The following is a 13,402-nucleotide window of genomic DNA, read 5'->3' on the forward strand; positions in this document are numbered from 1 at the left end:
CCCTACGAATTTAGCTGACAATCCGACCCTGTGCCATGCGCGCCGCGCGATCGCACATGTGATCGATCACATCGGGATCGTGACTAACCAGCACCATGGTTAACCCATCATTCTGCTTCAGATCGTTGAGTAGATTAAGGATCTCAGCCTGCACCGACATATCCAGCGCGGAAGTCGGCTCATCCAGCAGCAGGATCTTGGGTTGCAGCAGCAACGCCCGCACAATCGCTACGCGCTGACGTTGACCACCGGAAAGCTGGTGCGGATAGCGATCCGCTAAGGCCGGATCAAGTCCAACATGGCGGAACCCGGCATCAATGCGATCGTCGATATTATCGCGTTTCAGCATTTTCAATGGTTCTGCCAGCGTGCGACGCAGCCGATGACGCGGATGCAGCGATGCATAAGGATCCTGAAACACCATTTGCACGTCCTGGCGCAACGGTCCGGTAAACGCTTTGCCAGGCTGAACCGAGGTGCCCGCCAACGCCATCTTGCCACTCCAATGCGCATTCAATCCCGCCAGCACCCACAGCAGCGACGATTTGCCGCAGCCGGATGGGCCAACCAGGCCAAAACACTCACCGGCGTTGACCTGTAGCGAGACGTCATGCACCACCGTGCGCAGCTCGTATCCTTGCTTGTGCGACACGCTCAAGTTGGTTAACTCAATCATGACTTTTCTCCAGCGCGGCACGATCCAGCACCGGCAAGCGTTCGCCGTGCGTGGCTTTGCTCGGACGGCAAGACCACAGCGTGCGGGTGTAAGGATGGCTGGCGTTGGACAATTCAGCAGCGGGCAGCGTATCCAGCACGCGGCCTTGATACATCACCATTACACGTTCGCAGTGTTCAGAAACCTGTTGCAGATCGTGGCTGATCAGCAGCAAGCCCATGTTACGTTGCTCGACCAAATGACGAATCAGCGCCAGTACCTGATCGCGCATCGCGTGATCGAGTGCTGACGTCGGTTCATCGGCGATCAGCAGTTCTGGATCGGTAATCAGGGCGATCGCCAGCATCACGCGTTGACCCATGCCGCCGGAAAGCTGATGCGGATAGCGTTTCATCAGCTGACGCGGATCGGGCAAACCAACCGCATCCAGCATCTCGCACACTTTTTCTTTGCGCTCGGTACGGCTCAATTTGTGATGTAGCACCAGCGGTTCTTCCACCTGCCAGCCAATGGTGCGCGTGGGATTGAGGGCGTATTTCGGATCCTGCATCACCATCGCCACTTTGCTGCCGCGCAGTTTAATCCAGTCACGTTCACGCAGATGCAGCGCATCGTTGCCGATCACCTGTAAACGATCCGCCTGCACCTGCAACGAAGGTGACAGCAAGCCCATCAGCGTGCGGGCGGTGAGCGATTTGCCCGATCCCGATTCACCGACCAACGCCACGCGCTCGCGACCAATTTGGAAGCCAATATTATCGACCAGCAACGCATCATCGCTGCGAATGGTCAGGCCTTGCACATCGACTAACAGATCATTTGGCATGGCGAGTATCCAGTCGGTCACGCAGGCCATCGCCTGTCAGGTTAAACGCCAGGCTGGCGAACAGAATGGCGCCGCCGGGTGCCGCAGCGACCCACCATTGGTCGAAGATCACTTTACTGCCTTCTGCCACCATCGAACCCCATTCAGCGGTTGGCGGTTGCACGCCCATGCCGAGGAAGCCCAGACCAGCGGCCGACAAAATGATGCCTCCGAGGCTGAGCGCAGCGCGCACCACCGCAGTTGGCATACACAGCGGCAGAATGTGGCCGAACATCAAACGTAATCCGGTGATGCCTTGCATGCGCGCGGCGGCGAGGTAATCACTGCGGCGCAGCGCCAGGGTTTCCGCGCGCGCCTGGCGGGCAAACGGCGGCCAACTGGTGAGCGCCAATGCCAGCGCACCATTCATCAAACCCGGACCCAGCATGGCGACCAGCGCCAGCGCGATCACCAGATTCGGCAGTGACAGGAAGATATCGGTAATGCGCATCAGCACACGCTCAGTCCAGCCGCCGACGTAGCCCGCGGTAATGCCAATCAGCAATCCCACCGGAATGGTCAAAATCAAAATCAGCGCGACCAGCAGCAGCGTTGGACGCGCGCCGTAAATCACGCGCGACAGCAAATCGCGACCAAAGCCATCGGTACCAAACCAATGCAAGGCCGAAGGAGCCTGCAAACGCTGGGCAATCACCTGCGCATTGGGATCAAACGGGGCCAGCAATGGCGCAAATAACGCCATCGCCACCACAATACACACCAACGTCAGGCCGATGGTGAGCGAGGTCACGCGTGCGCGACGGCGACGTGGGCGCAGCGTTTCCAGTTCAGAGAGTTGTTGAGTCATCGGGTTCTCGGATCGGTTAACCAGGTCAAAGCATCAGCCAGCGCGTTGAGCAGAATGAAGCAGCTGCCAATCAGCAAGGTTGAGCCAAGAATCGCCGGTACATCAGAGGAAAACAGCGCGTTGGTCATGTAACGACCGACGCCCGGCCAGGCAAATACCGTTTCGGTCAATACCGAACCTTCCAGCAACGTGGCGTAGGAGAGGGCGATGACGGTAATCAGCGTGCCGAGCACGTTGGGGAAAATATGACGCAGCAGAATACGGCCACGGCTGGCCCCTTTGGCGCGCGCCAGCACCACATACTCTTTATTGCTCTCTTCCAGCAATGCCGCACGCAGCAGGCGTGTAATCCCAGCCATCGCCAGCAAGCCAAGAATCACCACCGGCAGCCACAAGTGGGCGATGGCATTGCGGAACATCTCCGCATCGCCAGACAACCAGCTATCAATCAGCACAAAGCCGGTTTTCGGCTCCAGCGTATACACCCAGATGTCATCGAGCTGGCCCGGTCCTGCTGACCAGTGCAGCACGGCATAAAACAGCAATAAACCCAGCAATCCGAGCCAGAATACTGGCACCGAATAGCCAAGCAGCGAGACAAAACGTGCCACGTTATCAATGAGGCTGCCGGGTTTCCATGCGGCCAGCAGCGCTAAGGCAATGCCAAATACGGCGGCAAAAATCATCGCGCAGGTGGCGAGTTCAATGGTGGCGGGGAACGTGCGCATCAGATCAGCGCTCACCGGTTGGTTAGTAAGATGTGATAAACCGAGATCGCCGCGCGCCAAATGGCTGATGTAGCGCCAAAACTGCACCAGCACCGGCTGATCAAGGCCAAGGTCGTGACGCACCTGCGCGTAGGTGGCTTCGCTGGCGTGATCGCCCGCAATTTGTTGCACCGGATCGACTGGCGATAGGTGCGACAACATGAAAGTAAACGCTAACAAACCGACCAGCGTCACCAGCAGCGATAAAAGGCTGGTGACGAGATGGCTAAAACGTTGCCAGAATGGCCGGGCGAACCCGGCCGATGAATCTGATGCTGCCATTACTTAGAAACCTGCGAGTAATACACCATGTCCGGGTTGATACCCTGCACATAGCCTTGCAGATTGTCGCGCAACGCAATCAGATTTTTCGCCTGCAAACCAATTACATACGGCGAGTTCTTTAACACTTCTTGTTGCATCGCCTGATACAGCTCAACGCGTTTTTTAGGATCGCTTTCTGCAGTGGCGGCCAGCGTTTGTTTGTTTAACTCAGGAATATGCCAGTCAGAACGGTACGCCACGGTTTTGCTGCCATCTTCCGGGTTGTAAGCGAACGAAGCGGCGTTGGTGTTGGGATCGAAATAGTCCGCGCCCCAGGCGTTGAGCGTCGCTTCGTACTTGTGGGCTTTCACGCGGGTAGAGACTTCTGAACTCAAGCCCGGTTGCACTTCCACTTTCACGCCACCTTTGGCGAAGCTGCCTTGCAATGCTTGGGCGATATCGAGATAAGGCGGCTGATTGCTGGTGGAGAGTTTGAAGCTGACGTTAGTCAAACCGGCTTTCTTCAGAATCGCTTTGGCTTTCTCGGGATCGTAACTGTATGGCGTGTCGTTGATCGCGCCGAGGAAACCTTTCGGCAGGAAGGTTTGATGCACATCGAACTGACCTTTCAGCAGATCGTTGGCGATGCCTTTGTAGTCGAACAGGTAGCGTGCGGCTTCCCACAAGGCCGGATTTTTCAGCACTGGATTTTCACCAATGTTGAACTGGATGTAATAGAGCGAAGCCATCGGAATCGCTTCCGTCTTCACGCCCGCTTTGCCTTTCAGTGAGGCAATCTGATCCGCACCAAGGTTACGCGCGATATCCACATCGCCCTGTTCCAGCAACAGACGACGCGCCGCCGGTTCCGGAACGTTTTTGATCAGGATATTTTTCAGCTTCGGCGCACCGGCAGGCGACGTTGGGTTGGCCGTCAGCAGCACGGCTTCATGCAGTACCACTTTGCGAATCTGATACGGGCCGCTGCCCGCCGAGTTAGTGGCCAGCCACGTGTGGCCGAAATCGTTGTTTTTGGCATTCGCCTGCGCGGTTTTCTCATCAATAATCGACGAGACCGGCGCAGACAGCAGGCTCAGCACATACGCCGGGCTAACGTTGGCGCTCCAGCTAATCTGCACGTGATTGTCATCGACTTTCTTCAGGAAGCTATCGACGTTGTCTTTATTCCAGCCAAGCTGCGTCAAAATAAAGGAAGGATCGAGGTTTAGCTTCACCACGCGACCCAGCGAGAAGATCACATCTTCCGGACGCAGCGGATTGCCGCTGGCGAATTGCGCCCCTTTGCGCAGTTCAAACGTCAGGCTGCGATTATCGCTGCCAGCTTGCCATGAAGTCGCCAGCGTTGGTTTGAGGTCAATCGGATTGGTGGGATCGGACTGCACCAGACGCTGGTAAATGTTAGTGAACGCTTGCACCGTGGTCAGTTCAAAGCCCTGCGCGGGATCGAAGCTATCCGCATCATCCGTTGATTGAGCAATGACCAGCGTGTCTTTCGGCGTTGCGGCCTGAACAGAGAAGGCGGCGGCCAGCGAAAGCGCCAGCATAGTTGGAATAATTTTTTTCATGGTGTTCCCTTGCCTTAAAAAGTTACGCGAGTTTACGAGAGCGCTGCGGTGAAGAATAGTCAATTTCAGGCTATGCATATGCATTAATGATCTAAATGGTGTGCTTAGGTTATAAGGCGTCACGCTGTAGGGTCGCCATTTATGGTGACCTTGTTGCTGGATTGGACGGTTAATTAAACTCAATCCCAACGAAAATTAAATAAGCAGTTAGTAACGGATAATTAACTTTACTTCGCTTTTGCCAGGAATATAATGGCGGCAATTTCAAAGCAGGAGAGTTCAGTTGGACAGTCACCCTTTTAGTTGGCAACACAAGGCAAGCTGACGCGCGAACTTTTTTGTCGCTGCTTGCCAAACACGGCGGGCAGCAATCCTCCTCTTTTCTGATGATTGTTCCCTCACAAACTTATTGTAACGGGCTGATGCTCGTGGGGATTTCATCATGCACATGATTTTAAACGCACTTTTCCCTCCGCCTCGATGCGCGCGCTGAACTTCAGCGTGCTGATTTGCTCTGCGCGTTAGATCGCTTTCCGCCTTCTGACGGCGCGGTGTTTTCCATCGTCATTATTTATTTCTCGTTATTTTACGAGCGACTTCTTTCGTCTTTAATTTCCGGGAGGTGATATGGAAATTCCCGACAGGTTATTTTTAATTTAATAACGTAATGCCGTTTATTTAATTTGTGTGCTCAGCATGCAGGGATTTTTATTGCCGTAAAATAGAGGAATGTCATCATGACTGACATGAAACTCAACCAGGACAAAAAAGCCTGGAATACCACTCGCCAGCCACGCCAAAAAACGCCGCGCTATCTGATTGAAGATGAAGCCGGTTTTACTGCTGACGAAACCTTAGTGCGTCTGCGCAGCGATGCGCTGGGTTTGCACGAACGCGAAGCGGAAGCGCGTTTAGCGGTGTATGGCCGCAATCAGGTAGAGCACGACAAAGCGCCACCGGCGCTGCTGCAATTGCTGCAAGCCTTCAACAATCCTTTCATCTATGTGTTGATGGCGTTGGCGTTGGTGAGCTTTTTCACCGATTTTTGGCTGCCGCTGCGTCATGGCGAGGAGACCGATCTGACCGGTGTCATCATCATTGTGACGATGGTAACGCTCAGCGGTTTGCTGCGCTTCTGGCAGGAGTTCCGTACTAACAAAGCGGCGCAGGCGCTGAAATCAATGGTGCGCACCACCGCGACGGTGCTGCGCCGGGAGTCAGCGCAATCTGCACCGATGAAAATGGAAGTGGATATCGCCACGCTGGTGCCGGGCGACATCATTTACCTTTCTGCGGGAGATTTGGTGCCAGCGGATGTACGCCTGCTGGACTCACGCGATCTGTTTATCAGTCAGGCGATTTTGACCGGTGAATCTTTGCCGGTGGAGAAATATGACGTCACTGGCAATGTCACCAGCAAAAGCAGCGGCGCCAGCGAGCAGGGCACATCGCTGCTCGAATTAGGCAGCGTGTGCCTGATGGGCACCAACGTTTCCAGCGGCAGCGCCAAAGCGGTGGTGGTGGCGACGGGCGGCGAAACCTACTTTGGTAGCCTGGCAAAATCGATTGTGGGTAACCGCTCACAAACCGCTTTTGATCGCGGCGTGAATAGCGTCAGCTGGCTGTTAATCCGCTTCATGCTGGTCATGGTGCCAGTGGTGCTGCTGATTAATGGTTTAACCAAAGGTGATTGGCTGGATGCCACACTGTTTGCGCTGGCAGTGGCGGTGGGTTTAACCCCGGAAATGCTGCCGATGATTGTGAGCTCGAATCTGGCGAAAGGCGCGATTGCCATGTCACGGCGTAAAGTGATCGTCAAACGCCTGAATGCGATTCAAAACCTTGGTGCGATGGATATTCTGTGCACCGACAAAACCGGCACGCTGACGCAAGACAACATCATTCTTGAGCACCATCTGGATTGCGCCGGCGTGGAAAATTCACGCGTGTTGATGCTGAGCTGGCTCAACAGCCATTATCAGAGCGGCACGCTGAACCTGATGGATCGGGCGATTCTGCGTTACGGCAAAGATCGCGTTAGTCACGATATGGGCGATTACTACGCCAAAGTGGATGAGCTGCCGTTTGATTTCATTCGTCGCCGCGTTTCTGTGGTGGTACGTGATCGCCGCCTAAATCAACAAATGCTGATTTGCAAAGGTGCAGTGGAAGAGATGTTGAGCATCGCCACCGCCGAGCGTGAAGGCAAACTGATCCAGCCACTGAATGAAACGCGTCGTGCGGAGCTGCTGGCACTGGCACATCAATACAATCAGCAAGGATTCCGTGTGCTGCTGGTGGCGAGTCGCGTACTGGCGGAACCGGGTTTACAACAAGCGTTGAGCGTGGCAGATGAACAGGGATTAACCATTGAAGGACTGCTGACGTTCCTCGATCCGCCAAAAGAGAGCGCCGCGAAAGCCATTAGCGCACTGCGCGACAATGGCGTGAGTGTCAAAGTGCTGACTGGCGACAATCCGGTGGTGACGGCGCGTATTTGCCAGCAGGTTGGCATTGATAGCGGCGACATTCTGACCGGCGATCAGATCGCGGTGATGAGTGACGAGCAGTTGGCGGAGGCGGCGGCGCGCAGTGCGGTATTTGCCAAACTGACGCCGTTGCAGAAATCGCGCATTTTGCGTGCGTTGCAGCAGCAAGGCCACACCGTCGGTTTCCTCGGTGACGGCATCAATGATGCACCGGCGCTGCGTGATGCGGATGTGGGAATTTCAGTGGATAGCGCGGCGGATATCGCCAAAGAGTCGTCCGATATCATCTTGCTAGAAAAAGATTTGATGGTGCTGGAAGAGGGCGTGATGAAGGGCCGTGAAACCTTCGGCAATATCATCAAGTACCTCAACATGACCGCCAGTTCTAACTTTGGCAACGTGTTTTCGGTGTTGGTGGCAAGCGCCTTTATTCCGTTCCTGCCAATGCTGGCGATTCATCTGCTGATTCAGAACCTGATGTACGATCTGTCCCAGCTGGCGTTGCCATGGGACAAAATGGATCGCGAATTCCTACGCAAACCGCGCAAATGGGACGCGCGGAATATTAAACGTTTCATGCTGTGGATTGGGCCAACGTCATCAATTTTCGACATCACCACTTTTGCCGTGATGTGGTATGTGTTTGCGGCCAATACGCCAGAAATGCAGTCGCTGTTCCAGTCGGGCTGGTTTGTTGAAGGTTTGCTGTCACAAACGTTGGTGGTGCATATGCTGCGTACGCAAAAGATTCCGTTCATTCAGAGTCGCGCGGCGCTGCCAGTATTGCTCACCACCGCGGGTGTAATGATCGCGGGCATTTTGTTGCCGTTCTCACCGCTGGGAAGCATGGTGGGCTTGGTGCCGCTGCCTTGGGCTTATTTCCCATGGCTGGTGGCGACGCTGTTCGGTTACTGCGTGGTGGCGCAGGGCATGAAAACACTCTACATCAAGCGCTTTGGTCAGTGGTTTTAAACACAAGGAGGCGATATGCGGAACCGTAATCTCAACAAGGTGGTGTTTCACCTGATACTGATGATGGTGATCATCGTGGTGCTAACGCTGGTGTTTCGCTGAATTAAAGGAAGCTTTGAAGCATTAAAAAAGGCCGCAATGGCGGCCTTTTCATTTTTGCAGCGAAAGTTATTCAGTCACTTTCTTTTTCAGATCGCTGGCACCTTCTTTGGTTTTATTCCAGCCTTTCTGGGTGCCTTCTTTGGTGGCATCCCAACCTTTCTCAGAACCTTCTTTGGTTTTGTTCCAGGCTTTTTGCGTGCTTTCGCTGGCTTTGCTGGTCATGCTATCGCTTTTACCTTCAGCGGCATGTTTGGCTTTGAGCTGCTGCTCTTTGCCTTGATTCTGCGCCTGATGCAGTTTTTCCTTGGCGGTGTTCGCGCCAGCTTGCGCGTTGGCGACAGTGTCATCAGTTGCATGTGTAGTGGCAGCAAAAGCCGAAGAAGCCATCAGAATGGCTGACAGTGCAATAATGGTCTTTTTCATAATTCCCTCTTTCATGAAATATGTCGTTTCAGGTAATCATCCTGGCATAAGCCGGAATGGAAAGATTTAAGAATAAACCAGGAATGAAAAAGCTCTAGTTTTGCTGGGGAATTAACTCGCAGAAAGCATTTTAAGCCGAAATTGCTTTAATAAAAGCCACCCTGCGGCGGCTTTCGTTGGTTAATCAGCCAGTTGCTGCGCAATTGCGCTATACATCAGTGCCGCTTCCAGTGGCTGAGCATTCATCTTCGGTTCAGCCTGTGGCCAGGTTGACCACTGCACAATCACCAGATTTTCTGCACGATTCACCATAATCACCTGACCATAAATACCTAACGCCCACAGTGAATTTTTCAGAGATTGATCGGCAGCAGGCGAAACGTGTTGCGCATTAGCGGCAACCGCGTTGTTCCACCATTGATAACCATAAGTGCCTTCTGGATGTGCGGCGGATACTGAATTTTTCGCCTGCGTCCAATTAGCGGCATCGTCCAGCCAGTGGTCGGGCAACGTTTGTTCACCATTCGCTAAGCGGCCGCTGTTCATAATGAATAGGCCAAAGCGTCCCCAATCTTCCAGCGTGGCGTTAAAGCCGTGCGCGCCAACGTCGTGCTGTCCTTTTTCATAGGCATGCCAGACGCCATCACTGGCCATGCCGTAAGGTTGCCAAATGGTTTTTTCCAGGTAAGCGGCAAGCGGCATACCGGTGGCTTTTTCTAACACATCGCCGAGTAGCCAGGCGCCGCCTGATGAGTATGACCAAGTTGTGCCTGCCGGATGTGCGCGATGTAAGTGCTTGATGATGTCGCGCACACAATCGTAGGTGCCAGCACGCGCTTCACACTGCGTAAGATGCGCAAAGTCAGAGTCAGGATTGGCGTAATCTTCATTCCAGGCCACGCCGGAAGTGTGCTGGATCAACTGCTTCAAGGTTACGCCATCCCAGGCTGTGCCTTTGAGATCGGGTTCGTAATCGGTGACGAGGTCGTTGAGAGATTGAATCTTGCCTTGTTTGATGGCGATGCCAACCAGCGTTGAGACCACGGATTTCCCTACCGAGCGAGACGTCCACAACGTCTTATCCGTATTACCTGCGGCTAAATATTTATAGGCGATTTTGCCGTTTTTCAGCACCAACATACCGCTGACATTTTCTCTTTTAAGATAGTCAGGCAATGAATAGCTTTTGCCATTGAACGTGTAAGAGGCCGAGGTGAGTGTTTTGCTGGCTTTAGGCAACGGTGCGGCTTTGCCATGGTGGAACACATCGCCAGCATAGTTACGGTAATCATTGCGGAATCCCACCACGCGATCGGCTTGATTCCAGTTCAGCATTTGGTGTGTATCCGGCAGTTTTTTATCAAAAGGCTGCGGGCAAGATTCTAGTTTAACGCCGCCACAATCGATCAGTTCTGCCGCGAAAGTTGATGTGGTGAAGGCGATGGTGCTCAGTGTCGCGGCAATCAGCAGTGGTTTTAACAGATGTTGGTTCATTATTGTCTCTGCATCTTCAGGAGTGAATGCGCAGCAGTATAAGAACGTTACTCCCCCTGATAAAATCACTCAATGGGGGAAAATCCCCTGATTGTTTTGGAGTGGATTGTGCCTGCTTTACGTTACTCATTTTCGCAAATTGAAGCCTTTGCCGCCATCGCGGAAACCGGCAGCATCGCCAAAGCCGCTGTGCTACTGGGGAAAGATCGCACCACGATTCGCGATCTGCTGGATTACCTTGAAGATGCGCTCGGTTATACGCTGTTCGTACGCGAAGGACGCAAATTATTGCTCACGCAACAAGGCCAGCAATTGCATCGTCAGGCGCATCTTTTCATGCGGCAGGCGCAGGCGTTTGAATCGTACGCACGTGGATTGCCCGTGGCTATCGAAGAGGAGTTGGTGCTGGTTTACGATCCGTTTGTACCGCTCGCTTTTCTACAGGCAGTGATAAGTGAAATGGCGCAGAAAAACATTCGTTTCAGTGCCTGGAGCGCGACGCGTGACCAAGCTGTAGCCGCTTTAAAAAATGGATTGGCCGATATTGCGATTTGTCAGGCGCAGCATCGTACATTAGGCAATGAGATGGAGTGGCAGGCGCTGGGTAACGTCGAACTCAATTTTTATGCCGCCAAATCACTGTTTCGCGATCACCCTCAGCCGGTAACGTTGCTGAATCTGTCTTTGGTGCCGCAACTGGTGATGCACCACGTTAACGATGAGCAGGTGAGTCGGCGTCTGCAAATATCGGGGAAATCGCTATTTGTGAACGATCGCGCCATTTTGCAACATCAGTTAGAAAGTGGTGCGGGTTGGGGATTTCTCCCCACCCATTTTCAGGCTCAGCGCTGGCGTAATGTGCAAGCGCTGGATACGGAAGTGGGCAATCAAGGATTAAACATCACTTTGGTGACGTTGTGGAATCCGGGCCGCAATAAACAGGCGCTTGCTGAAGCTTTCATTGCCAGCTTGCCGGAAATTTGGCGCAGAACTCACTCGTCATCGCGTTCTTTTGCCGCGCGTTGACGTTCGTAATACTCATCCTCAGCGGTGATGATCTCATCCAGCAGCGAGTCCATATCCACGTCGTGCAACTCTTCAACAAACAAACCGGTAAGCGGCGTTTCTGGGGTTAATTTCCCGTTCTCGTAAAGCGCCCAAATCTCTTTGGCGTACCGTGTTTGCAGCAACTGCGGCGCGAACTGGCCGTAATACTCGGTGATGTTATTCACGTCGCGTTCAAACATCGATTCGGCGTGATTGTTCGCCGCGGCATCAACGGCTTGTGGCAAGTCGATAATCACTGGACCTTGCGCATCCAGCAGCACGTTAAACTCCGATAAATCCCCATGCACAATGCCGGCACATAACATGCGCACGATGTTGCGGATCATGGTGTGGAAATCGGTAACGGCATTCTCTTCAGTCAAGGTCACATCACTGAGTCGCGGGGCAACAGCGCCTGCGCCATCGGTGACCAACTCCATCAACAACACGCCATCAATGCAAAGATAGGGCTGTGGAACGCGAACACCTGCGTTAGCCAGGCGGAATAACGCATCCACTTCGGCGGTATGCCACGATTCTTCTTGCTGTTTACGGCCGAATTTCGAGCCTTTTTGCATGGCGCGCGAGTTACGAGAATTACGCACCTTACGGCCTTCCTGATACTGCACCGCCTGTTTGAAGCTGCGTTGTGAAGCTTCTTTATACACCTTGGCGCACTGCACATTGCCACCGCTTAACACGGTGTAAACATCAGCTTCTTTGCCGCTTTTCAGGCGCTGTAGCACTTCGTCGATCAGGCCATCATCGACCAGCGGTTGAATTCTGTTTGGAATCTTCATGCGGCTTTATACCTTATTTCAGCCAGAGGAGCCGCCAAACTTTTCTATCGCTGGATTCACGCGGTTCGCCTCAAAGAGTGACATATACAAAAAAACCCGCAAGGCTTTCACCGTGCGGGTTTTCAGGACTTAACATAATGACTCTGGTAATCACCGGTCAAGAATTTTGGTGGAGCTGGCGGGAGTTGAACCCGCGTCCGAAATTACTACACCGTCGGCACTACATGCTTAGTCAGTCTTTACATTCGCCGGCCAGCTGCGGACAGACACGCCACGGACAAACTAGTCTGATTAGATTTAGTGCTTCAACCCCAGACAAGGCATCCACACGATCTCTTTTGAGTTTGACCTCTCTTGATCCCCGTCTTAAGAGCGGAAGCTAGGGAGAGAGGGCTTCAAAGCAGGTTATTAAGCTGCTAAAGCGTAGTTTTCGTCGTTTGCGACTATTTTTTTGCGGCTTTTTACGAGGCAAACCGCCCCTCGGCATGCTCCTAAGGCTTCACAATCCCGTCGAGTCCAGAATCAGCCCCAAGAAATTTCAATACTACAGAAAAATGACGTTCGAATCCAGTGCTTAACGCTTTGAATTCTTCATAATACGCGCTTTATCCATCTTCCATTCGCGTTCTTTAACGTCGTCACGCTTGTCGTGCTCTTTCTTACCGCGCGCCACGCCGATTTTCAGTTTGGCCCAGGCATTTTTCCAGTACATCGACAGCGCAACCACGGTGAAACCTTCGCGGTTCACACGGCCGTATAGCGAATCAAGTTCGCGTTGATTCAGCAATAACTTACGGTTGCGCGTCGGATCACACACGACATGCGTTGAAGCAACCGCCAGCGGCTGGAAAGTGGAACCAAACAGGTAAGCTTCGCCATCGCGCAGCAAAATGTAGCTATCGCTAATGTTGGCTTTACCCGCTCGGAGTGATTTGACTTCCCATCCTTGTAACGACAGACCTGCTTCGAACTCTTCTTCAATGAAGTATTCATGGCGTGCGCGTTTGTTGAGGGCAATAGTGGCTGAACCGGGTTTGTGAGCTTTTTTCTTTGTCATAGTGCGGCGTAGTCTACATCACTCAGTTTATGGGCGCATCCCCTGCGCAGCA

The 13,402-nt window shown here is 53.2% G+C and carries 11 protein-coding genes and 1 other RNA gene; 2 read left to right on the plus strand and 10 right to left on the minus strand.

Annotated features, from left to right (window positions below; translation table 11 throughout):
* Positions 1-10: 10 nt before the first annotated feature.
* From ACPUC7_RS17845 to ACPUC7_RS17865, 5 genes are read right to left on the minus strand one after another with little or no spacing between them, the layout of a single operon-like run.
* A complete protein-coding gene (locus ACPUC7_RS17845; protein ID WP_494923909.1) occupies positions 11-676 on the minus strand; it encodes an ABC transporter ATP-binding protein in 666 nt (221 codons plus the stop codon).
* A complete protein-coding gene (locus tag ACPUC7_RS17850; RefSeq protein ID WP_494923910.1) occupies positions 669-1,502 on the minus strand; it encodes an ABC transporter ATP-binding protein in 834 nt (277 codons plus the stop codon). The genes ACPUC7_RS17845 and ACPUC7_RS17850 overlap by 8 nt, the downstream gene beginning before the upstream one ends.
* A complete protein-coding gene (locus tag ACPUC7_RS17855; protein ID WP_343553860.1) occupies positions 1,492-2,349 on the minus strand; it encodes an ABC transporter permease in 858 nt (285 codons plus the stop codon). Before ACPUC7_RS17855 ends, ACPUC7_RS17850 begins: the two co-directional genes overlap by 11 nt.
* The gene (locus ACPUC7_RS17860) at positions 2,346-3,398 is read right to left on the minus strand and encodes an ABC transporter permease (RefSeq protein ID WP_494923911.1); all 1,053 of its coding nucleotides are present in this window, start codon (positions 3,396-3,398) and stop codon (positions 2,346-2,348) included. The genes ACPUC7_RS17855 and ACPUC7_RS17860 overlap by 4 nt, the downstream gene beginning before the upstream one ends.
* Complete coding sequence (locus ACPUC7_RS17865) at positions 3,398-4,966, minus strand: ABC transporter substrate-binding protein (RefSeq protein WP_494923912.1); 1,569 nt, start codon at positions 4,964-4,966, stop codon at positions 3,398-3,400. The genes ACPUC7_RS17860 and ACPUC7_RS17865 overlap by 1 nt, the downstream gene beginning before the upstream one ends.
* 737 nt (positions 4,967-5,703) lie before the next feature.
* On the opposite strand from ACPUC7_RS17865, the gene mgtA reads away from it, so the two are divergent.
* Positions 5,704-8,427, plus strand: a complete 2,724-nt coding sequence (mgtA, locus tag ACPUC7_RS17870; protein WP_494923913.1) for a magnesium-translocating P-type ATPase — start codon at positions 5,704-5,706, stop codon at positions 8,425-8,427.
* Positions 8,428-8,595: 168 nt separating this feature from the next.
* On the opposite strand, the gene ACPUC7_RS17875 is transcribed toward mgtA, so the two are convergent.
* The gene (locus ACPUC7_RS17875) at positions 8,596-8,952 is read right to left on the minus strand and encodes a KPN_00521 family repetitive protein (protein ID WP_494923914.1); all 357 of its coding nucleotides are present in this window, start codon (positions 8,950-8,952) and stop codon (positions 8,596-8,598) included.
* Positions 8,953-9,132: 180 nt separating this feature from the next.
* Positions 9,133-10,446 carry a serine hydrolase domain-containing protein gene (locus ACPUC7_RS17880; protein ID WP_494923915.1) on the minus strand — a complete coding sequence of 438 codons (1,314 nt, stop codon included), beginning with the start codon at positions 10,444-10,446 and terminating at the stop codon, positions 9,133-9,135.
* 108 nt (positions 10,447-10,554) lie between these two features.
* Between ACPUC7_RS17880 and ACPUC7_RS17885 the strand changes: the two genes are divergently transcribed.
* A complete protein-coding gene (locus tag ACPUC7_RS17885; protein WP_494923916.1) occupies positions 10,555-11,472 on the plus strand; it encodes a LysR family transcriptional regulator in 918 nt (305 codons plus the stop codon).
* On the opposite strand, the gene ACPUC7_RS17890 is transcribed toward ACPUC7_RS17885, so the two are convergent.
* From ACPUC7_RS17890 to smpB, 3 genes are all read right to left on the minus strand, one after another.
* A complete protein-coding gene (locus ACPUC7_RS17890) occupies positions 11,439-12,293 on the minus strand; it encodes a PA4780 family RIO1-like protein kinase (protein ID WP_494923917.1) in 855 nt (284 codons plus the stop codon). The two genes, ACPUC7_RS17885 and ACPUC7_RS17890, sit on opposite strands and share 34 nt — an antisense overlap.
* 167 nt (positions 12,294-12,460) lie before the next feature.
* Positions 12,461-12,823: a transfer-messenger RNA gene (ssrA, locus tag ACPUC7_RS17895) on the minus strand.
* A gap of 44 nt (positions 12,824-12,867) precedes the next feature.
* Positions 12,868-13,350, minus strand: coding sequence for an SsrA-binding protein SmpB (gene smpB / locus ACPUC7_RS17900; protein ID WP_494923918.1), 483 nt, complete (start codon positions 13,348-13,350; stop codon positions 12,868-12,870).
* Positions 13,351-13,402 lie beyond the last annotated feature (52 nt).

The sequence above is a fragment of the Pantoea sp. CFCC18179 genome, assembly GCF_059412405.1.